Consider the following 23128-nt stretch of genomic DNA (forward strand, 5'->3'; position numbering starts at 1 on the left):
TGGATGCGCAATCGACCTGACTTGTGGGTAATGATCAGCGCGCTTTTGCGCGGGAACCTGGCGGCGTTCGTGCTTAAAAAAAATGCCAGAAATCATGCTGTTTTCAGTGCTAAAAACGACACTGGGTTTCCGCCAAAAGCATGCGGGAAGGGAATGACGAGGTATACGGTGTTTCAGGTGTAAAAAAGCGTCCATCAGGCTTTTGCGACGATCCGTTAAATTGTTAGTCAAAGCCCTCATGCCGGCTTTTTCTCCACCGCCCCCCGCACTTCAAACTGTATTTCATCAAGCAATTTACCGCTGCGATCGCGCAAGCTCACAGTATGCCGGCCTGGCCACGGAAACCAATCTGCTTCGAGTATGCCGGCGGCCTGTTGTTTGATGTTGGCGGTGCTTTTTATTGGCTTACCATCGATCAGCAAGATGCCCGGCTGCAAGCTTTGCGCGCGCAAGCGCATGCGTTGCCGTTGCGCCGGGATATCGGGGTCGAGCGCGACCACCATGCCGGCTTTCGGGTAGTTGATCGCTGCACGGATCTGGTCCGAGGCGGCGGTTAGCAAGCGGTCTTGCCCTGTACCGATGAGAAAATATTCGCTGCGCGGTGCTTCGCTGCTATCGGCATAGCTGATCGCTCTTTGCTCTACCCCGGCCGGCCGGCGCGGCGCGGCCGGTGCGGCGGCCCCGCGATGCAGGTAGTGTATAATTTCTTGCCACACCGGTGCTGCGCCGGTCTGGCCCGAGACATCCCACATCGGTGCCCCCGAGGCATTGCCAACCCAGACGCCGACGGTATACCGACCGCTGAAACCAATACACCAATTGTCGCGCATGTCTTTCGAGGTGCCGGTTTTGACTGCGCTCCAGACCCGCGTAGTCAAGGCGTTTTCCAAGCCGAAGGTGTGCGCCCGAGCAGCGCGGTCACTGAGTATATCGGCGACGATGAAGCTGGCGGCCGGATTCATGCGTTGCACGACCGGTGCGACGCGGGTCGCCAGTTCTTCGCGCAGCGCGCTGTAGCGCCCTTGATTGGCCAAGCTGCGGTAGGCATTGGTCAGCGCTGCCAGACTGACATCGGCACTGCCCAAGGCTAAGCTGTAACCGTAAAAATCACCGGATTCGCGTAGACCGAAGCCCAATGCTTGCAAGCGTTCGAAGAATACCTGCGGCTGCACGCTGACGAGCGTGCGCACCGCCGGAATGTTGAGCGATGCGGCCAAGGCAGTCCGCACGCTGATCAAGCCTTGGTAATGTTTGTCATAATTTTGTGGAATATACAGGCCATTGGTGGTGCTCAGGTTCAGCGCTTGGTCATCCAGCAGTGAGGCAGCCGTCAGCAGGCGTCGTTCCAGCGCCAATTCGTAGAGAAAGGGCTTGAGGGTCGAGCCGGCTTGACGTAAGGCGGTGACGGCATCGACTTGCGGGGCGTCAGACAAGCTGCCGCTCGAACCTACCCATGCCAACACCTCGCCGCTGGCATTGTCGAGTACCAACACGGCACCATCTTCCACATTGCGCTGCACCAAGGCTGCCAATTGCCGGCGCAAACTGTCGGCGGCAAACGCTTGTAAGCGGGCGTCGAGGGTGGATTGCACGCGGCGGCGGCGCTCCGATAATAGCCGGCGCGCCAGATGCGGAGCCAGGTTCAAAGCTGGCGGCAAGCTGTTGCTCAAGCCCGGGCCAGTCAAGCGTGCAAAGGCCAGTGTTGCTTGGCCTTGAAGGTTCAGGCACATGCTGCCCTGCCCTTGCTCTTGTAAGATCCGACAAGCGCGTGTACTGACGTTGGCGACACTGGCATTCGGTGCGCGCAGCAGTGCCACCGCCAAGGCTGACTCGACTTGATCGAGTCCGCTAGGATGTTTATCGAACAAGATGCGCGACAAAGCATGGACGCCGACCAATTCGCCGCGAAACGCCACCAAGTTCAGGTAGGCTTCTAAAATTTCATCTTTGCGCCAATTGCGCTCCAAAGATTGGGCGACCCAGGCTTGGTTGATCTTTTGTACGGTGCTGCGACCACCGGCGCGGCGGCGAAGTTTTTCATCGAGCAAACCGGCCAGTTGCATGGTGATGGTGGAGGCACCGCGGGTTTTGCTATTCCAAACATTGCCCCAAGCAGCGCCGGCCACAGCGCGCCAATCGATGCCGGAATGTTGGTAAAACTGCTTGTCTTCGGAGCTAATCAAGGCCAGGCGCAAGGCTGGAGAGATCTCGTCGAGCTTGACCCAAGGCAATTTGCGCTCGTTCATATTGACGCGTAATTGCTGGATCACGACGCCATGACGGTCTAATAACTCTCCTTCCGAGCTGGCAAACTCGGCTTTCAGTTGCGCCAAGCCTGGCAGCGCCGCCGCACTGCCACAAAACAACCACAACAGCAAAGGGTAACAAGCCCGGTGGCACCAATAGGAACGCGCCATCACTCTACCTGCAACAGCGCATTCGGCAGCTCAGCAAACATTTCCGGCGCATACATGGCTTCGACTCGACTGGCTGGCAAATGGAAGCGGCCGGCATTATTGAGCCGCATCGTGTACGACATGGTGAATTTGCCTTTCGGAATAAATTGGTAATAGCTGCGAAACGCGGAGAAACTGCGTTCTTCAAAGCTGGGCCACAGTTGCTCGGGCGGACGAGTTTGACGCTCGGCCAAGGCCGAATCACGCCCCAGGCCGGAGCCAAGCACAGTCGCCCCGGCCGGTATCGGATCGCTGACCACCACCGCGCTCATATCACTCTGCGCCTCAATCGCCAAGACCACGCGCAAAGTATCGCCACGGCTGTAACGGCCCGGGATTTTTTGCGTCAATGGCGTGACCGTCTTGACGAGGCGATAGCCGGCGCTGACGGGCGCGCGCAGCGGCTGGGCGGCCAAACTTTGCAGACTGAGCCAAGGTTTGCCTGCGCCATCATGTTGCACTTGCAAGCGGTCATCGCTGCCAGGCTGCGGCGGCCAGGCCAGCAAGCCGGCCGTGGGTGTGGCGCTGGCCCAATTTACGTTCAGCGCGGGCGAGGCTTTCTCAATGCCGCTGCGCAGCGTGATACGGCTCGTGCCGCTGACTTTATTTGCCTCGAATTTTTTGGAAAACTTTTCCATCGCCAGCAAACCCCAGACGTTGGCGGTGGTCGTCAGCCATTGTCCATTGACTTGCCGTTGCAAGGCCCCGCTAAAGATTTTCGGCAGCTCGTCGCGCCAGCTCGGTTCATTCAAGGCCAGCAAGACCAAACGGTTGCTGTTGACATCGGCATTGCTCATCAACCACCACCAGTAATCGCTGCTTTCGCTGCTCCAGCCTATGCGTGTGCCTTGGTAATCGAGTCGATTGCGCAACTGCTGTAAGGCTTCTTTGAGCGCGCCATCGCGTTGCGGTAGCGTCGGTACGCGTTGTAGTAATGCTAGCCAATCAAGCAAGGCACTGGTCGGCCACAGCGCCGGTGTCACTTGCACCGAGCCGAGCTGACGTGCGCTGATCGGACGGTAGCGCGACAAGGCTTCCAAGGCGGCCAGTTTGCGCACCTCAAGATCTTTGCGCGGGGCCCAAAAATCACGCGTGATCTTGCCATCGACGAAGGCGCTCAAGCCGTCGAGCATTTTTTCTTTTGCCGCCGACGGCAAGCTGTAGCCAGATTCATCGCTGACCGATAGCAGGTAGGCGCTCAAGCTGTCGCTGCCTTGGCGTTGCGCCGGATCATTGGGGGGATAAAAATACGCCAAGCCATCGCCATCGAGATACGCTGGCAATGCAGCGCTGAACTTTTGCCACAGCACTGGGTCGCGCAAACCTATGGCACGCGAGGCTTGTTGTTCCAAGCAAGTGTAAGGATACTGAGTGAAATAGCGCTTGAGCGCGGCACTGCCGTTACTGAGCGAGGGCGACAACGACACCGCGATGCCGCCACGCAGTGGCAAACTGCCTTCCGGTTGGCGCACCGCGAGCGACCAAGTTTGATCGATTTGCTGCAAACTGGCTTGCCGCACGCTCAGCATCACGGCCGGCAATAGCTGTTGATCGAGTTGCAGGGCATCGGCAGCGCTGCCGCCCTGCTCCTTGGCTTCAATGCGCCAGGCCAGTGCCACGCTTTCTTGGCTGCCGGACAAGGCCGGTGCGCTGACTTGCCAAGCCACTTCCTTGCTCGCACCAGCCGCTAGCGCGACTTGTTGCGGCGTTAAGGCCGCGCTATCCGTGCGCGCCTGCAAGGTCACCGACATGGCACGTGCGCTGGTATTGCGCAGCGTAAACATGGCGGAATACTGATCGCCCTCACGCACCATTGGTGGCAAGCCCGAAACGATTTGCAAATCTTGGGTGGCGCGGATACTGGTACTGCCGCTGCCGAACAAGGCCGCGCCACTGGTGGCGACGGCGACGATGCGGAAACTGCTCAGCGCATCATTGAGCGGCACTTCGATGCGTGCTTGCCCATTTGCATCAAGACGCACTGACGCTTGCCATAACAAGAGCGTATCGAGCAATTCGCGCGTCGGTGCCGTGCCACCACCGCCGCCAGCCGCCACCGCCTTGCGGCCGTAATGACGTTTGCCGATCACTTGCATCTGCGCCGTGGCGGTTTCCACGCCATAACTGCGTCTTTGCATCATGGCGGCCAGTACATCCCAACTCTCATTGGGCTGTAATTCAAGCAAGGCTTCATCGACGGCGGCAATCGCTACCTCGGCACCAGCCGCCGCTTTACCATCAGGCAATTTAACGCTGACCGTCACCTGCGCCTTGGCGCGGATAGGATAGGTCGCGCGGTCTGCTTTCACCTGCACTGCCAGCGCGTGAGCTGCGGTGCCGACGCGAATTTCAGCAATACCGAATTTAAACGCTGGTTTAGCCAGATCGACGGTGGCCGTCGGCGCTTGGTATTCGCGGTACTCTTGCCACCAATTCAGCGGCTCTTTCCAACCCCATTTGAAGAAGGAATACCACGGCACTTCGCGCAAGCGCGCGCGCACCGCCAATACCGATACAAACACATTGGGGCCATAGGAAGCCTTGATCGGCACGCGCACGGTCGGGTCGCGGCCCGTCAGTTCAAGCACCATGGTGTCGATGACCCCTTCGCGCTCGACTGCGACCAAGGCGGTGGCGGCGCGGAAAGGCATGCGCACCTGAAAACTAGCCGTCTCACCGGCTTGATAGCTTTTTTTCTCAGGAATCACGTCGATACGATCTTGATTTTCGCCATCAAACCAAATTTCATCGCCGGAGCTGGCCCAAAATGAAGCTTGCGCGGTGGAAATACGCCCTTGGGCATCTTTGGCGCTGGCCAGCAGCTCGATATTGCCCGATTGTTTCAGCGCTATGTCGCACAGTAATAAGCCGCGCTGGTCGGTTTTACCACTGCACAGGGTGCCCAGAGACTCGCTGCTTGCCACATTTTCATACGCATAAAAACCTCCGACCAAGCGTTTGCGATGCGAATTGCTGCGTTTGAGCGTGCCGGCTACGGTCATGGCGACCCCAGCTTGCGGCCGGCCGGCGGTATCGAGGGCGAGCGCGCTGAATCGCGCTTGTCGCTTCACCGCAATCCAGGCTTCGGTCTTGATGCCGACCACCACGGCCGCCGGCCACAAGGGCGTGAGCGCGCTGACGGTCTGTATCTCGCCATTGGGATCGGCGTAAGTCATCTCGGTTTGCACTTCCTTGGCGCGTGTCAGTGCGGGCAAGGCTTGCAACACGGTTTTGCCGGCACCGTTATTGTCGAGGGTGACGGAAATTTTATCGGCGATGATTTTTTGCTGCTCTTCTGCCGCATCAAAGACGCTGAAAGAAAAATTCTCATACTCAGGAAAGTGCACATTGCGTTCACGCAGCATTGCCGTGATTTGCACCGGTAAGCCGGCGGCACCGCCACCATTGAGATAATTCAATTGCACATTCAAGGGCAGGCTCGCAGGTGCAATCAGCGCGCCGGCCGGCGGCACGATGCGGCCTTGCAGCAATGGCAGACGCAACTCTTCGACCCGGAACGCCCCGGTCATATAGCTGCCGCCGTTGTCAGCACTGCTCGCCCCAGCACTGGCAGGGTCGCGGTCGAGTACGATCTCATAGCGTCCAAGTTTGGCTTGTGCTCGAATGGCAAAGCTGCTTTCGGCCAGATTTCCGGCACGCCAAGTGAGCGGGAATTGAAATTCCTGGTTGCTGCCTTGATGAATAATGCGTAAGCGCGTCGGCAATTTGTTTGCTGCAACAAATTCAAAACCACGACTGCTTTCGCTGCGTATCATGTGCTTCATCGATACCGTCTCACCAGCCCGCAACAAATTTCTATCGAGCACGGTATGCGCGCGCAGCGTTGCCGCCGGCATTTGCTCGGTCGGCAAATTGAAGCGAAAGGATTCTATGCCATTATTCCACGATGACAAGGCAAAGGCGACATCATCGCGGCCCAGCTCGTCGCGTTTGCGCGCACTGACAAAATAGCCGGGAATCTGCACGCTGTCGGGCTTGCCATCGGCCGCTGCGCAGCCGCCAACCAAGCCGGCTGGCAGCATGGCAATCCCTCGGCTATCAGAGCGCCCTTTCCATAGCAAATTGCCGCGACAATCGCTTAATTGCACAGCCGCATCAGCAACCGGCTTGGCATTATCCAAGCGCGTCACCCACACCATGCCGGTTTCCCGCGCCAATTTCAGATGCACGGCCAGATTAGTGACCAGCGCGCTGGTACGGACGAACATCGGTGCCGGTTTTGCCAACAAGGCAGCACCCAAGCTCGGTGAGGCCAATTCCAATACATAGAAACCGGGCGCGTCAAATGGAATACCGATGACTTCGAAGGGGCGGCTCGCCTGTGCCGCATACGAAGGTAACTTCAGCGTGCGTGCGCTGCTTTCTTGCGCCAGCAATCCGAGGCTGCGCGTTTCCACATCGCGCCCTTGCAGGCGCAACGTGCGTTCATGGTAGCGATTGAGCTTACTGATCCAAGCGATGATCGCGCCATCGTCATCGACTTTAAGTTTGGAAAGCTGACCGGGAGCGATACGCCCGTCGGCGCTACGCATCAATAATTCCGGCTCGACGTTACGCAGTGACAGAGGCAGACTGGCACCACCGTTGAGTTCAATGATGCCAAACGGGGAAGCGGGAAATTTTGCCAAGGGCGGGTAATCGGCCATCGCTACCGTGAGCGGAAACTGTGCGGCATTGCTGAGCGGCCGGCCACTCTGGTCCTTGATTCCGGTTGGCAATTCCAAACGCACGCTGGCATTGGCCGGCAGCGGCGTTTTGAAAGTCAGACGGCTGACCCAGGCGACACGCTCATTGTCGTAAAAAAACGGTTTGATCTGACGATCACCGGCCCGCAATACGATTTTTTCCGCTATAGCGCGTGGGATCTCGGTAGAAAACAGCAAATGCAGCGGCAGCACCGGGGTGCAAGCGGCATTCGCGTTTTCACGCTGGCAAGAAAATTTCGCACTGAAAGGGCTGCGCACCTTGTAGGGGAAGCGCTGGTCTGCTTGGGCAGCTTTGTCCTTGGAGGCCTCACCTTGCCAGACCAGACGGACTGCGACATCGGCCGGAAAGCTTTGTTGGCATTGCAGTGTGGCGACGCTGGCAGGCTTGATCTCTTTGGCAAATTCATTGAGCAAGGCCGTGCGCGCCGCGCCGCTCACGAGTTTCACTGGCACCCGCTCGTGGATGCCGGCGATTTCGCAATAGGCGCGCGCGCGCAAGCTTGCCTCATCGACCGGGGCACTGAAAAACAAGATGAATGCCTGTTCTTCTTCAATCTCGGCATCGGCATACGGCTCGATACGCTCGACGCGCGCAGCAGCGGCTTGAAAGACGAAGCGGCGTTGGCCCTCGAGCGCATTGCCGGCGCGGGTTTTGAGCGCGCTCGACAACTGAAAGCTGCACGGCTTGCCACTCTGTGGCGCGCGGCTGAACTCGTAGACCCAGTTGCGCTCATCAAGCCAGCGGCCACTGCCAGTTGCACTGCAATTGATGTCGAATGGCGCAGCCGCAGCATTATCGCCAAAGGCAATCATGGGTTCAGAAAACCGAACCTTGACCTGATTGAGCTGCGCCACCGTACCCTGTGGCGTAAATTGTTCAACCTGCGCTGCCAGCGCGCTGCCCACTATCGTGAGCGCACTCAACAGCGCGGCCTGTACTGCATTCCAAACCAACTTCATCCCTACCTCCAGTCACCACGCAATTCTTCCACTTTTTGCTGCAAGATCAGGGGTGTGACCGCTGCGGCGGCAATCGGTTCAGCCACCACTAACTCAAGTTTGGAAAACAGTCCGCGCCGGAATGCGCGCTGGAAGGGGTTGCCTGTGCCGCGTGACAATAAGCTGCCCCACAAACCACGTAAAGCCATAGGGTAGACCGGCACGGGCGAACGTTCAAGGATTTTCATGATACCGCCTTTGAACTGATTGATGTCACCAGTCGCAGTGAGCTTGCCTTCAGGGAAAATACACAGCAATTCACCTTCATGCAGGGCTTGGGCAATCTCGATATAGGCTTTTTCCATCAGCCATTGATCTTCCTTGGCCGGCGCAATCGGTATCGCTTTGGCGGTGCGGAAAATCCACGACAGGAAAGGAATCTTGAAAATGCGATGATCCATGACGAAGCGAATCGGCCGTGGACTCAAAGCCATGATCACGATGGCGTCCATGTAGCTGACGTGATTGCAGACTAATATCGCCGCGCCCTCTTCCGGCAGGCGTTCGGTTTGCACGGTCTTGATCCGGTACACGGTGTGAATCAGTAACCAGGCAATGAAGCGCATTAAAAATTCTGGCACCAGACTGAAAATATACAAGGCGACCAAAGCATTGAGGATGGCCGTGAACATAAAAATCTGCGGAATCGTGTAACCGCGTACCAGCAAGGCCGAGGCAGTTAATGAGGCGACTACCATGAAAATAGCATTAAGGATATTCATGCCGGCAATCGTGCGCGACAAATGTTGGGGATCGCAACGTGTTTGAATTACCGCAAATAAGGGTACGATGTATAAGCCGCCGAACACGCCGAGCAAGAGGATGTCGAATAAAATACGCAGACTACCGGCGGTGCTGATGAATTGCAGCATATCGACCGTGTGCGTATTCACATAAGCAACGCTGGCGAAGTACAGTTCCAAACCGAATACGGTCAAGCCAATCGCACCGAAGGGCACCAGACCAATTTCGACCTTGCGACCGGATAATTTTTCACACAGCAAGGAACCGGAACCGATGCCGACGGAAAAGATGGCCAGCAACAAAACAAACACACCGTGATCACCATGCAGGTAATTTTTCGCATACAGCGGAAATTGCGCCAGAATGATGGCACCGTAAAACCAAAACCATGAATTGCCTAGCAAAGACAGAAATACTGGGCGATTTTGTTTACTGAAAGCCAAATTTCGCAGCGTTTCCGACCAAGGATTCCAATTCATCTGCAAATCCGGTGCCGGTGCCGGCGAATACGGAATGCGCAGACTGGTCAGATAGCCGATGAGCGCAATGCCGATCGCGCCAAAAGCAATCAACTCGGTGCCCCAAGGTTGATGCACGACCAGCAGCGCGCCGAGTATTTCACCGAGCAAAATGCCGACGAAGGTCCCCATCTCGATCAAACCATTGCCACCGATGAGCTCATCGCGACTTAAATGTTGCGGCAAATAGGCATACTTGACTGGGCCAAACAGGGTGGAATGAATCCCCATGCCAGCCACGGCAGCGATCAAGACCCACAAATTATGCTGCATCCAGCCATAGGCGGCGACCGACATGATGATCACTTCGAGCAATTTGACCTTGCGCGCCATCCGGCCTTTTTCATATTTATCGGCTAACTGGCCCGAGCTGGCAGAAAACAGCACAAATGGCAGAATGAATAAGCCCGGTATCAATTGATTGAGTAAGCCGACATCGAGCGTGGTCCAATGCAAGGCATCGAAGGTCAATACCGTCAGTAAGGCAGTTTTGAAGACATTGTCGTTGAAAGCACCGAGAAATTGGGTCCAAAAAAACGGCGCGAAACGCCGTTGCTTGAGCAGCGTAAACTGGCTGTGTTGGCTCATGAAAAGACCTGATCAAAAAATGTGACGATAAAGATGAAGGCTACGACAACGGCCTCTTGTTAAGCGCGAAAAAAATCAATTGCTTGCTGAACTGATAATATTTTACAGCAAGATTGCTGTGCCAAGTGCAGCGCCAGCTCTAATTGTTCCGGCGTGGTGCCCCAAGGCCCGGGCGTGTTGCTGACTTCATGCGAATACAAGATCAGCCAGCCGCCGTCACGTGCGGTGTCGGCGATCAGCTGCGCCAGCACAGCCGTATCGGTACTGGCCGCATACAGTGGCTGAGCGCGCAAAGCCGCCAGATCGGCACGGCCGACATGACGGCCGCCGCCGGTGATGCGGCTATAGCTGAAGCGTCGCGCCGCCGCCAATTTGCTACCGAGATCGTAGGCACCGAAGGGAAACGCAAAGCCGCCGGTGCGAAGGCCGTGCTGTTGAAAAAAATCTTGATTGGCTTGCCAGTCGCGCGCCAAGGCCGCTACCTCATGTTGCGCGCAATTCGTATGCGAAAAGGTATGGCAGCCGATTTCATGACCACGTTGCGCCAAGCTATGCAAATCGGCCAAGCTGTGGCATAACTGCCCCTGTTCCGGCTGGTCCGTCAACGATCCGCAGACATAAAAGCTGGCACGGCCAGCGTAAGCTTCCAACAGCGCCGCGCCAGCTTGGCAGGCACTGGCCGGCACATCATCAAAACACAGGCTGACTACGCCTGGTCCGCGGTTTAAGGGCAGCCAATTGCAGGCCACGTGGCGCGCCGCTAAACGGCTCAGCCGGGTACGCAGCGGCGTCATGGTCGTAACGCCTCAGGAGCACTCAAACCCCGTTGATACCGATTGATACCGGCGCGGCCGGCGGCGCCACTCTGGTTTTCAAAGGTATATTCAAAACCGACTTTGACGATGTTCTGGCTCAGGTTCAAATTTGCCGCATCGCCCGAAGTTTTTTCATGAAAACCATCGAGCAGCAAGCGAAAGCCGCGTTCAAATTGATAGCTGGCACCCAGTCCCAGTCTTTGCAAATTCTCGCTGAGGGCACCGCTGTTGGCGGCGGTAGCGAGACGTGGAATCAAAGTCTGGGTGCTGTTCTGACGCAAGGCTGACAGATTGAATTGGAGCTTTTCTGAAGTTTTCCATAAAGCATCGAAACGCGCGCCCTTGCTCTGCACATACAGAACACTTGGGTCGACGATAGAAAACGGGCGGTCAAACAATTGCACATCAAGACGCAATTTCGGCGAGTACAGGTAGGTGCCGCGCCAAATCGCATTAAACAGATGGGTATTGCGTTCGTTTAAGCTTTGGTAAGCGCGCCGTATCGTACCGAGATGCACACTGCTATTGGTTTTCACGCTGTAACGCCATTCGCCGTCGAGAAACAGCTCGTTTTCGTGATATTGGCGATCGAGATCGTTGATCTGTTGCGCATTCCTGTCGGGGTAATCGGTGCGCGCCCAGCGATTGCCGGCTTCGATACTCGAACCGGTGCCGGTCAGATAGCGCAGACCCAGTTGTTCGCCGCTTTCACGAAAATCATAGAGCCGATTAACATTAAGGTCATACGACAAGCTGCTACGATACCATTTCGTCGCCAGCAACCAGTCATCGCTGATATGTAGGTTAAGGCTGGCATCGACGTGTTGTTCATGTTCGAGATCTTTGTCAGTCAAACTCCCGTTAAGGTAGGGAAACAAACGTTCCGCAGCACCGACACTGACTCGTCCGCTCAGCAACTTGCTTGCCACCCATTCGAATGCGGCGTCGCCGGCATGCGGTTGGTGATCGAGCTGGCGATACGCGTTGTAATGCCGTTCACCCAGCGTGGCACTCAGTATCAAGCGGGTTTGATCCGACAACAGCGGGACGATGGCGGCCAGACGCAAATCGGCCGCCGCCACCGTTGCGGCTGGGCGGGCCAGCGCGTTTTGTGCAGCATCAAGCTGATCCGTATAAAAACGCAGCGGGTTACTATCGCGGCTGAGCGAGGTTTCCAGTTGCAATACCAAGTCAGTCGTGGCTGCAGCCGGCGCGCTGCACAGCGCCGTCAGTAACCACAGCAACAGTCGCCTTGGTAGCACCTGTTTGATCGTTCCCGCCATGCCTCAGCCCTCCGCTGTAGCGACAGCGGCTTGCGCCACCAAACCCTGCTCACTGAGCCGGAACACGCGGTCACAGCGCTGAGCCAAAGCGGCATCGTGCGTGACAATGACGAAGGCAGTACCGAGTGTGGTCGACAATTCCAACATCAATTCAAATACTTGCTGTGCCGTGCCGCCATCGAGATTGCCGGTCGGCTCATCGGCCAAGACGCAAGCCGGTTCGCTCACCAAGGCCCGCGCCAAAGCGACGCGTTGCCGTTCGCCGCCGGACAATTCGCCCGGCACATGGCTAAGCCTGTGCGCCAAGCCGACGCGCGTGAGGATGGCGCGCGCGCGCTCCTGCGCTTGCGCACGCGGCATACGGCGTATCAGCAAAGGCATGGCAACATTGTCGAGGGCAGAAAATTCCGCCAATAAATGGTGAAACTGATAGACGAAACCGAGATGTTGGTTGCGCATGATGCCGCGGGCGGTCTCATCCATGCCGGCCAATTCTTGCCCGAGCAAGTACACTTGGCCGCTGCTGGGCGTATCCAAACCGCCCAACAGATGCAACAGCGTCGACTTGCCGGAACCGGAAGCGCCGATGATGGCGACCCGCTCGCCACGCATCACCGCTAAGCGGATGCCTTGCAACACTTGCACGGCATGTTCACCCTCATTGAAACGTTTGCTCAGCTCGGTGCATTGCAACACTGCCACCGCCGGCTTGATGGAATCATCATTCATAACGCAAAGCCTCCACCGGCTTGACGCGCGCAGCACGCCAGCTCGGGTATATCGTCGCTGCAAAGGCCAGCAACACTGCCATCAAACTGATTTGCATCACATCGGGCCAGCGCAAATCGGACGGTAAGGCGCTGATGAAATATAAATCTTTCGGCAAGAAATCAACCCCGAACAAGCGTTCGATGAAAGGCACGATCACATCGATATTGAGTGATACCAAGACCCCGCCGCCCACTCCGAGCGCCGTGCCGACCAAGCCGACGATACCACCCTGTATCATGAAAATTTTCATGATCGATGAGGGTGACGCCCCGAGGGTGCGTAAGATCGCGATATCGGCTTGCTTGTCGGTCACCGTCATCACCAAGGTCGACACCAAATTAAAGGCAGCGACAGCAACGATTAAGGTCAGAATGATGAACATCATGGTTTTTTCAGTCTTGACGGCGGTAAAGTAATTACGGTTTTGCTGCGACCAATCGCGAATTAACAAGTCCCCACTGAGCGTGTGCGAGAGTTCGAGCGCCACTTTCGGTGCCTCCAACATATCCTTGATGCGCAAACGCACCCCGGACGGTGCACTGAGGCGGAAAAATTTCTGTGCATCCTCAATGTGCATGAAGGCCATACCAGAATCAAATTCATAATGACCGGCATCGAACATGCCGACCACCGTGAAGGCCTTGAAGCGAGGAATCATGCCTGCCGGTGTCATCTGCCCATCCGGCGCGGCCAGCCTGACCTTGTCGCCCAAGCCCACGTGCAGCGCACTCGCCAGTGCCGAGCCGAGCACGATATTGAATTCACCGGCACGTAAATCAGACCATTTGCCTGCGCTGATCTTGGTCGCCACCTCGGAAACGCGGGACTCTTGCTCCGGCAATACGCCGCGCAGCATCACGCCGCGCATGACATCATCCCCAACAATCATGGCTTGACCATCAACATAGGGGGCACTGGCCAGTACCTCCGGATTTTTTTGGGTCTCCAGTGCCGTCTTATGCCAATCCGGAATCGCCCCGGTCGCATCGAAGACTTCGATATGCGCGAGCACCGACAACATGCGGTCGCGCACTTCCTTCTGGAAACCATTCATCACTGACAACACGATAATCAGGGCCGCCACACCAAGCGCAATACCGGCCATGGAGATCATGGAAATGAAAGAAATAAAGCTATTACGACCACTGCGCCGACCGGCACGGGTATAGCGCAAGCCGACCAGCCATTCAAAAGAGAGATTTTTCACTGCAAATATCATTTCATCAAATTAGGGCAGCCAGCAGTGTGCCATATAATGGCGTCTATGAAAAATTTAGAACTGATATTGCCGTTCAGCATTCCACCTGCTGGCTTGGCCAAAGACTTGCTCGCTGCCTGCCACGCCGATGCCTTGGCACGCATGTTGGCCGGCGCGGCCGCACCAGAACGCCGATCTTACCCCGAATTTGCCAAAGCCTTGCCACATGAATATTGGCTCAGCAACGCTGACTCAGTTGAAAGCGACGCCGCCACGGCACCAGCCTGCGCGCATCAGTTGATGCAGAGCTTGGGTATCACGGTGCCCCACGGCTACTGGTTCGTGCTGCAACCGGTGCATCTGCACGTTGCACGCGATCACCTCGTGTTGACCGATACGCGCCAACTGGTGTTGACAGACAGCCAAGCACGCGCACTCTACGCCAGTGCCGAACGCCTATGCCGTGAAGTCGGACAAGAATTGCTGTATGGTGACGCGAAAACTTGGTTTTTGCGCGCCGATGCCTGGTCAGACTTACAAACGGCTACCAGCGATGCCGCTTGCGGCCATAATATCGATATTTGGATGCCAAGCGGTGAAGCCGCGCGCGCATGGCGCAAATTGCAAAACGAAATACAGATGGAATGGTATATCGACGAAGTCAACGAGCAACGCGCCGCGCGTGGCGAAAGAACCGTCAATTCATTATGGCTTTCAGGCGGCAGTGCCGCACTACAGCCCGCATCGCGCCAGCTTGCCCAGGCCGAGAATGCCGCCAGCTTGCTCGCCAGTGCAGACAGTCTCAGCGTCGTCTTGCAAGACAGCCTGAGCAGCGCCGCCCTCAACGGTGACTGGAATCAATGGCTGATAGAATGGGAAAAGTTAGAACAAGCGTGGTTCCTGCCGTTGGAGCAAGCACTCAAACAAGGTCAATTACAACAATGGCGCCTGGTCTGCAGCGACGCCCGGCAAATCGCCTGCTTCACCATCCCCGCGCGCAGTTGGCGGCGGCTTTGGACTAGCCCATCCTTACGCAAACTGTTTTTCTTGGGTGCAGCATGACGCGCATCGCGACCCGCCCTTACCCTTTGCGCGCCTCCGAGTTGTTGCGTCAGAATGGCATGCACCCAGTGCTGGCGCGCCTGTATGCCGCCCGCAACGCCTGCGATCACGCCGCCCTCTCGACCGAACTCAGCGCCCTGCTCAGCCCGGCCGGCTTGCACCAGATTGCGCCGACCGCCAAGCTGTTGGCCGATGCCATCAGCGCACAAAAAAAATTAGTCATCGTCGCCGATTATGATTGCGATGGTGCCACCGCCTGTGCGGTCGCACTGCGCGGCTTGCGCATGCTCGGTGCCGAGGTCGATTATATCGTGCCGAATCGCTTCGAATACGGTTACGGCCTGACGCCCGAGATCGTGGCCCTGACGATCAGAGAAAAAGCCCCGGATATCATCATCACTGTCGATAACGGCATCGCCAGCGTTGACGGTGTCGCCGCTGCGGCTGCCGCCGGCGTACCGGTGGTGGTGACCGACCACCATTTACCGGGACAAGAATTGCCGGAGGCCGCGGCCATCGTCAACCCGAATCAACCCGACTGCCAATTCGCCAGCAAAAATTTAGCCGGTGTCGGCGTGATGTTTTATGTCTTGCTAGCCCTGCGTGCTGAGCTACGCGCACGTGGCGTGTTTGATCAACAGAGTCAACCGAAGCTCGACAGTCTGCTCGATCTGGTGGCATTGGGTACGGTGGCCGACGTCGTCGTACTCGATGCCAATAACCGCATCTTGGTGGCGCAAGGACTCAAACGCATGCGCGCCGGCCGCATGTGCCCAGGCATTGCCGCCTTATTCCGTGTCGCTGGCCGTGAGCCGCGTTCGGCCAGCCCCTTTGACCTCGGTTTTGCCCTTGGCCCGCGGCTCAACGCTGCCGGTCGTCTGGCCGATATGGCCTTGGGCATAGAATGCCTGAGCACCGATGATGAAGGACGCGCTTGGGCGATCGCGCAAGAACTCAACGGCATCAATGCCGACCGCAAGGAAATTGAACGCGAAATGCAGGATGTTGCAATGCTCCACCTCGATCAATTCGATCCCGGCAGCAAGCACAGCATCACCGTTTACGATGACAGCTGGCACCAAGGTGTGATCGGCATCGTCGCCTCGCGTCTGAAAGATAAGTTTTATCGCCCTACCATTACCTTCGCGCCCGGCAGCGATGGCATCATCAAAGGCTCAGGGCGTTCGATTCCAGGCTTTCACCTGCGTGATGCGCTCGATTTAGTTTCCAAGCACGCCCCGGGGCTGATACAGAAATTCGGTGGCCATGCCATGGCGGCTGGCCTGACCTTGCAACAAGGCGACTTAGCGGCATTTACCGCCGCCTTCGAAGCCGTGGCGCAAAGCTGGCTGAGCCAAAGTGAGCTCGAACGCATCATCACCACCGACGGCATACTCGAAGAAAGCTACTTCACCACCGACTTCATCGCCCTGCTCGATGGCCAAGTCTGGGGCCAAGGTTTTCCGGTGCCGCTGTTTTGCGACGACTTCAAACTGATTTCCCAGCGCGTACTCAAAGAGCGCCACCTCAAGCTGCAACTGGAAAAGCACGGCAAACGCTATGAGGCGATTTGGTTCGGCCATACCGACAGCTTGCCGGAACGGGTGCGCGTCGCGTTTCGTCTCGATGCCAATGAATACAATGGCGTCACACGGGTGCAACTGCTGGTTGAGCACATTGAGGCATCCTCTCCCTGAAACTCTCATTAAATTTGCGCGCAGACGAGTAATCTTGTATTGTTGAAAATATTCTTTCAGAATATGAACTGTTTTGAAGCTTATCAGTCCAAGTTATCGCTGAGTCAGACCTGTTGTTGATGCCTCAAGGCAACAATACCTCCTCACTTCGCCATTGCATTTACTTAACATCGGAGATAGAAACAAGTGAAAATAAGAGTATTGAGCGCAATGGCGCTAATGATTGCCAGCACAACTGGTATGGCACCGGCCTCTGCCGCCACAACGGCCGCCGCTCCAGCACTGATCATGGGCGAAGTCGATGGTTCCGCCCGCGCCCAAGATGATTTCTTCTGGCACGTCAATGGTGCATGGATTAAGGCCGCCCAGATCCCGGCCGACCGCTCGTCCATCAATCCCTTTGTTGAACTCGATGAAGGCGTGCGCACAAGACTGCATAGCTTGATCGAGGACATCGCCAAAGGCAAGCACAAAACGGGCAGTGAGGAACAAAAGATCAGTGACTTATACCTGAGCTTCATGGATACCAAGCAAATTGAAAGCCTGGGTTTGAAGCCGCTCAACGCTGAATTCGCCCAGATCGACGCTTTAACGGATAAGCAGCAAATTCCGGCATTAATGGCATGGTTCAATTTACGCGGTATCAACGCCCCCTATGCCATACAAGTGCATCAGGACAATAAAGATTCGAGCAAATACGTACTCGACATCGGCCAATCTGGCCTGGGCTTACCCGATCGCGATTACTATTTAAAAGCAGATGACGCCAAGCTCAACGATGCGCGTCGGAAATACCAACTGCATATAGAAAAAATGTTGCGCATGGCGGGACAAGCGCATGCCGCCGATAGTGCCAAAGCGATTGTGGCGTTTGAAACCGCGCTGGCCACCATACAATGGGATAAAGTCGCCCTGCGCGACCCGATCAAGGCCTACAACAATATTGCCTTAAACAAGCTCGACGAGCTGACCCCCGGCTACGATTGGACCAGCTACCTGAGCGCCTTAGGTGTGAGTGGCAAAATCGACCGCGTGATTATCGGCCAACCGACTTATCTGAGCGGCCTCAATCAGTTATTGCAGACCACCCCGCTGGCGACACTCAAGCAAGTATTGAAGTGGAATTTACTCAGTTCGGCCGCCTCCCAATTGCCACAGCAATTCGATGCCGAACACTTTGCTTTCTATGATCAAGTCTTGCGCGGCGTACCGAAACAGCAAGTGCGCTGGAAACGCGGCGTCAATTTGGTCGATTCCGGCCTCGGTGAAAGCCTGGGTAAAGAATATGCTGCGCGCTACTTCCCGGCACAAAGCAAAACCAAGATGGAACAACTGGTCGCCAACCTGTTGGTGACGTATAAAAACAGTATCGATACGCTCGATTGGATGAGCCCGGAAACCAAAAAAGAAGCGCAAACCAAACTGGCCTTATTCAAGAGTAAAATCGGCTACCCGAATCAATGGCGCGATTACTCTTCACTGCAAATCAGTAAGGGCAATCCGGTCGCTAATTTACGCAACATCCGTTTGCATGCGAACCAAACTGAACTGGCCAAGCTAGGCAAACCGGTCGACCGCGAGACTTGGGAAATGACGCCACAGACGGTGAACGCTTATTACAACCCGGAAATGAATGAAATTGTCTTCCCGGCAGCGATACTGCAAGCGCCATTCTTTGACGCCAAGGCCGACGACGCCACCAATTACGGTGCCATCGGCGTGGTGATCGGGCACGAAATCAGCCATGGCTTTGATGATCAAGGTGCGCAATACGATGGACTCGGTAATTTGCGTGACTGGTGGACGGCCGACGATCATGCCAAGTTTACGGTCAAAACCGCCGCCTTGATCAAGCAATACAATAGCTACAGTCCGGTTGCTGGTTATTTCGTCAATGGTGCCCTGACCTTGGGTGAAAATATTGCCGATAATTCAGGCTTGGCGATCGCTTATAAAGCCTACCAATTATCCTTGGGTGGCAGACCGGCACCGGTTATCAATGGCTTGAGCGGCGACCAACGTTTCTTCCTCGGCTTTGCGCGTTCCTGGCAAAACAAGATGCGTGACGAAGAATCGATCGTACGCACTAAAACCGATCCGCATTCGCCGCCACAATTCCGCATCAACGGCACCTTGCGTAATATGACACCGTTTTACCGCACTTATGACGTCAAGTCGGGCGATAAAATGTATTTACCGCCGGCTGAGCGGGTCTCAATTTGGTAAGAGTAAGGGCCGCATAGTCGTGTTCCCGGCCCAAAAAAAAACGCTCCATACGCAAAGTATGGGGCGTTTTTTTGGCACGGAAATTAACAACATGCACTAGGCAGGGCGAAGCTTACTTCTGGTCGACCGCAGTCTTTGCTGCCCCCGGCTTGAGATTTTCAAAAAATGCAATCACATCGGCTTCCACACGCGTGCGCGTAAAGGCAGGTAGACTTTGCCAAATGCGCTTGCCATACGGTTTGGAAATTAAACGCGGGTCGCAAATCATCAATACACCAACGTCGGTCTCATCGCGTATCAGTCGGCCAGCACCCTGCTTGAGATTGATGATCGCTTCCGGCAGTTGATGGTGAACAAAGCCGTTGAGCCCCTTTTTTTCCATCGCCGTAATTCGCGCAGCCAATACCGGATCATCGGGCGGCGAAAATGGCAGCTTATCGATGATCACCAAAGACAGCGCTTCACCGCGCACATCCACGCCTTCCCAGAAACTCTGGCTGCCGATCAAGACGCCATTGCCAGCGGCGCGGAAGCGATCGAGTAATTCGGTGCGTCCGGCATCACCCTGCACGAACAGGGGGAAATTCAAGCCGCGCTTGTCAAACTCTTCTTTTAACCTGCCAGCACTGAATTTGACTGCTTTCAATGTGGTGCACAGCAAAAACGTCCGGCCGCCAGCGGCGATAATCACCGGCAGCGCAGCATCGACCACGGCATCGGCATAGTCGCGCGAATTCGGCTCAGGCATGCCGTTAGGCACATACAAGAAGCCCTGCTCCTGATAATTGAAGGGGCTGGGCCAAGTATGTGCCGGCTCATTCCATAAGCCCATTTGCGAAACAAAATGAGTGAAATCATTTTTCACTGCCATGGTGGCGGAAGTGAAGATCCAAGTGCGTGGCACACCTTCACGTTGTTTATTGAAAATCGGTGCGATCGACAAAGGTGTACGATGCAACTGCAGAGAGACAGAATATGCCTCGACCCACAACACATAGTCGCCCTCTTTCTCCTTGCCCTCCGGTGCCGCATTCCAAGCATGAATCTGATCATTGAGCATGATGGTCCGGGCGCGACACTGCTCCAATGTTTCGGCGCGTACCGCTTGCTGTTCCAGTACGACGATCAATTCCGCCAGACTGGTTTTGAGCGCTTCGAGAAATTCAAAAAACGGGCTGGAAGCAGCAATTTGTTCAATCGCCAGCCGCACCACATCCTGTGGAAACGCTAATCGCAGATCGCGCGCCGCGCGCTCGACCGGGGCGACCAACTTACTCCATTCGGCACCATCGCGGGCATGAGATAAACCCTCTGCTTGCACATCGCGGCATAATTCCAAGATTTGCGAGGTAGAAACCGTGTCACCAAAAAACAAGGTCGCGGTTTCCGGCAACTGGTGTGCTTCATCAAAGATCACCGTATTGGCCGAGGGCAGCAGTTCGGCGATGCCGGTGTCTTTCAATGCCACATCGGCAAAGAACAAGTGGTGATTGACCACCACGATGTCGGCTTGCTGAGCTTCTTTGCGCGCCTTCATGACAAAGCAATCCTGATAGTACTGACACTCCGAGCCCATGCAGGTATCCTTGGTCGAGGTCACCAAGGCCCAGACACTGGCAGTTTCCGGTACGCGCGCGAGTTCGGCTTTGTCGCCACTCGAAGTGGTTTTCATGAAACGCGAAATATCACGCAAATAACCGATATCTTCGCGTGAGCTGAGCCGGCCATTTTGCAAAGTACGCTCAAGGTGATAATGACACAGGTAATTCGAGCGTCCTTTCAGCAAGGCCACCGATACCGGTGCCTGTAACACGCGCTTGACGGTCGGGATATCACGCGAAAATAATTGGTCCTGCAGATTTTTGGTGCCGGTGGAAACGATGACTTTACCGCCCCACAACAAAGCCGGTGCCAAATAGGCATAGGTCTTGCCAGTACCGGTGCCGGCTTCGGCCAGCAAGGTACTTTGTCCCGAGATCGCGCGCGCAATCGCCTTGGCCATCTCGGTCTGCGCGGCGCGCGGGCGATAACCGGGCAAGGCGGCACTCAAAGGGCCGGCAGCACTGAAAATTTGTTCGACTTCGGCATCATGGATGCCAACCGCCGCAACAGGGGTGGAAATTTCACTCAAAATGGGACAATCTCAAACTAAATAAATAAATAACCAGACGGACGCTATGCGCGATGCGCGGTTCAGGCCGGCACATCCGGCATTAATTGCATTTTAAGTAAGGTAATATGGTCTTTCAATTGTAATTTACGTTTTTTGAGTCGACGCAATTGTAATTCATCATGCGTAGCATCTCGCATCAAGGCCAGAATAAGCACGTCGAGATCGCGATGTTCGACTTCCAAATCAATAATTCTTTGCCGTACTTGTTCAAAATGACTCATAACCTTCAGCTTAAAGTAAAATGATGCTCATTAGTGCCAAATCATGGGGAGTCAGAACCACTGACTTTTCGCTAGTGTAATCTACCGAGACGTATGAGCCAATATAAGATAGAAGCTGGCACCGGGCAACACATCGGTGATCGCCAAGAGCAACAAGACCGCGTCGCCCTGTTTGCCGCGCCCAATGCGCCCGGCTATATGCTGGCGGTGGTGGCCGACGGCATGGGTGGAAAAAGCGGTGGCGCACTCGCGGCTGAGCAAGTGATCCGTACCACCAAACAATTGTTCGATGAATTTTATCCGGGTAACGATGTCCGTCAGTTACTGCAAAATATCGTCATGGAAGCTCACGCTGTGATCACCCTGAGTGCCGTGTCAGCCGAGAAAGAACCACACAGCACCTTCGTCGCACTGGTGATCACGCCCAAACAAGAGGCGATTTGGGCCCATGCCGGCGACTCGCGCCTATACCGCTTCAACGGACCGAATTTCGCCGAAAAAACACGCGATCATTCGTATGTAGAAAAATTGGTCGATGAAGGAAAAATTTTACCCGAAGAAGCAAAAACTCACCGGCTCTCGAATATCCTCGTCAATGTGCTCGGCTCGACCAACACTCTACCCTACATCAGCTTCGGTCAGTGCGAGCAGTTGCAAGTCAATGACAGTTTCTTAGTCTGTTCCGATGGGCTATGGCATTATTTTGATGATGCCGAACTGTCGGCCGCGGTCGCCGCCAATTCACCGCGCCAGGCCTCCGAACTCTTGATACGCAAAGCCCGTGAACGCGGCATTCCGCGCGGCGACAACTGTACCTTCGCCATTGTTAAGTTGATCGATGCCCCGGCTGAAGTCAAAACCTATACCGTGCAAAAAATTCGCCGCGCAGTGTAAACCCCGAAGCCGTGAGCCGTGATCCCTAAGCAGATCAACGGCCCACAGCGATTCTTTCACTTTACTTCGCCTTACTCGCCATGAGTGCCTGATTAGCTTTGCGATCAGCCAAAATTGTTTGCATGTGCGGACGGGCCGACAAGCGACTCAGGTACTCTTTGACCGGCAAGTCGGCCAAAAAATCGCGGCCATAAACCAGCTTGCTTGCCAAGGAAATCAAGGGCAAATGGATGACTGCGGCGCAATCGGCCTGAGTCAAGCTTTCTCCATACAAATACGTGTCGAACTTTGCCAGCTTGGCGAAGGCTGCGATGTTGCGAGTCAATTGCTTTTCAATTTTGATTTTCAGCTCTTCACTCAGTGTGCCACCGAAAAAAGCCTGTCCATACAATTCACGCGCCACCAATTCCAAATGTAATTCCAGAAATACCACCAACTCATGCACCTTGGCAGCCGCGAAAGGCTCAGCCGGCAACAGAGGGGTCGCTGGGTAGGCTTGCTCCAAGTAGTCGACGATAACTTGCGATTCGCACAAATCGCCCTGTGGTGTCGTGATATACGGCACTTTGCCTAAAGGCGAGTGTTGCATCAACTCTGGCGAGCGATCTGTCCATGCCAGCACTTCTTCAAAGGGGATGCCCTTCTCGAGCAAAACCAATTTTACTTTATTGTAATAATTACTGACTGCAAATCCACATAATTTGATCATAATGGTGACTCATTCACGGTAGATAGGGGTGCCAGACGGGGATGACG

The 23128-nt window shown here is 55.6% G+C and carries 15 protein-coding genes; 5 read left to right on the forward strand and 10 right to left on the reverse strand.

The window, feature by feature from the left end:
• The coding region (locus QN359_RS14155) for a hypothetical protein (protein ID WP_323493312.1) at positions 1-183 on the forward strand (183 nt) is incomplete at its 5' end.
• 53 nt (positions 184-236) lie between these two features.
• On the opposite strand, the gene pbpC is transcribed toward QN359_RS14155, so the two are convergent.
• From pbpC to QN359_RS14190, 7 genes are read right to left on the reverse strand one after another with little or no spacing between them, the layout of a single operon-like run.
• The gene (pbpC, locus tag QN359_RS14160) at positions 237-2417 is read right to left on the reverse strand and encodes a penicillin-binding protein 1C (RefSeq protein ID WP_322248404.1); all 2181 of its coding nucleotides are present in this window, start codon (positions 2415-2417) and stop codon (positions 237-239) included.
• Positions 2417-8143: an alpha-2-macroglobulin family protein gene (locus QN359_RS14165; protein ID WP_322248405.1), complete on the reverse strand. Its 5727-nt coding sequence runs from the start codon at positions 8141-8143 to the stop codon at positions 2417-2419. Before QN359_RS14165 ends, pbpC begins: the two co-directional genes overlap by 1 nt.
• A gap of 2 nt (positions 8144-8145) precedes the next feature.
• Positions 8146-10032: an MFS transporter gene (locus QN359_RS14170; protein WP_322248406.1), complete on the reverse strand. Its 1887-nt coding sequence runs from the start codon at positions 10030-10032 to the stop codon at positions 8146-8148.
• Positions 10033-10091: 59 nt separating this feature from the next.
• Positions 10092-10826, reverse strand: a complete 735-nt coding sequence (locus QN359_RS14175; RefSeq protein WP_322248407.1) for a polysaccharide deacetylase family protein — start codon at positions 10824-10826, stop codon at positions 10092-10094.
• A complete protein-coding gene (locus QN359_RS14180) occupies positions 10823-12130 on the reverse strand; it encodes a hypothetical protein (RefSeq protein ID WP_323493311.1) in 1308 nt (435 codons plus the stop codon). The genes QN359_RS14175 and QN359_RS14180 overlap by 4 nt, the downstream gene beginning before the upstream one ends.
• 3 nt (positions 12131-12133) lie before the next feature.
• Complete coding sequence (gene lolD / locus QN359_RS14185; RefSeq protein WP_322248409.1) at positions 12134-12859, reverse strand: lipoprotein-releasing ABC transporter ATP-binding protein LolD; 726 nt, start codon at positions 12857-12859, stop codon at positions 12134-12136.
• Positions 12852-14117, reverse strand: a complete 1266-nt coding sequence (locus QN359_RS14190; protein WP_322251117.1) for a lipoprotein-releasing ABC transporter permease subunit — start codon at positions 14115-14117, stop codon at positions 12852-12854. The genes lolD and QN359_RS14190 overlap by 8 nt, the downstream gene beginning before the upstream one ends.
• A 48-nt stretch (positions 14118-14165) precedes the next feature.
• Here QN359_RS14190 and QN359_RS14195 point away from each other — a divergent pair, with 48 nt between their 5' ends.
• The 3 genes from QN359_RS14195 (at position 14166) to QN359_RS14205 (ending at position 19084) form a co-directional block, all read left to right on the forward strand.
• The gene (locus QN359_RS14195; protein ID WP_322248410.1) at positions 14166-15161 is read left to right on the forward strand and encodes a hypothetical protein; all 996 of its coding nucleotides are present in this window, start codon (positions 14166-14168) and stop codon (positions 15159-15161) included.
• Positions 15158-16858 (forward strand): single-stranded-DNA-specific exonuclease RecJ, encoded by a 1701-nt coding sequence (gene recJ / locus QN359_RS14200; protein WP_322248411.1) that lies wholly within the window; start codon positions 15158-15160, stop codon positions 16856-16858. Before QN359_RS14195 ends, recJ begins: the two co-directional genes overlap by 4 nt.
• A gap of 219 nt (positions 16859-17077) precedes the next feature.
• Positions 17078-19084, forward strand: coding sequence for a M13 family metallopeptidase (locus tag QN359_RS14205; protein WP_323493588.1), 2007 nt, complete (start codon positions 17078-17080; stop codon positions 19082-19084).
• A 112-nt stretch (positions 19085-19196) separates the two neighbouring features.
• Here the strand turns inward: QN359_RS14205 and QN359_RS14210 are convergent, their stop codons facing one another.
• Positions 19197-21215: an ATP-dependent DNA helicase gene (locus tag QN359_RS14210; protein ID WP_322248413.1), complete on the reverse strand. Its 2019-nt coding sequence runs from the start codon at positions 21213-21215 to the stop codon at positions 19197-19199.
• A gap of 62 nt (positions 21216-21277) precedes the next feature.
• The gene (locus QN359_RS14215) at positions 21278-21478 is read right to left on the reverse strand and encodes a YdcH family protein (protein WP_322248414.1); all 201 of its coding nucleotides are present in this window, start codon (positions 21476-21478) and stop codon (positions 21278-21280) included.
• Positions 21479-21571: 93 nt separating this feature from the next.
• Between QN359_RS14215 and QN359_RS14220 the strand changes: the two genes are divergently transcribed.
• Positions 21572-22372 (forward strand): PP2C family protein-serine/threonine phosphatase, encoded by an 801-nt coding sequence (locus QN359_RS14220; protein ID WP_322248415.1) that lies wholly within the window; start codon positions 21572-21574, stop codon positions 22370-22372.
• Positions 22373-22433: 61 nt separating this feature from the next.
• Here QN359_RS14220 and QN359_RS14225 read toward each other — a convergent pair whose 3' ends face one another.
• The gene (locus tag QN359_RS14225) at positions 22434-23081 is read right to left on the reverse strand and encodes a glutathione S-transferase (protein ID WP_322248416.1); all 648 of its coding nucleotides are present in this window, start codon (positions 23079-23081) and stop codon (positions 22434-22436) included.
• Positions 23082-23128 lie beyond the last annotated feature (47 nt).

It is taken from the genome of Undibacterium sp. 5I2, assembly GCF_035019605.1.
Classification (GTDB): domain Bacteria; phylum Pseudomonadota; class Gammaproteobacteria; order Burkholderiales; family Burkholderiaceae_D; genus Undibacterium.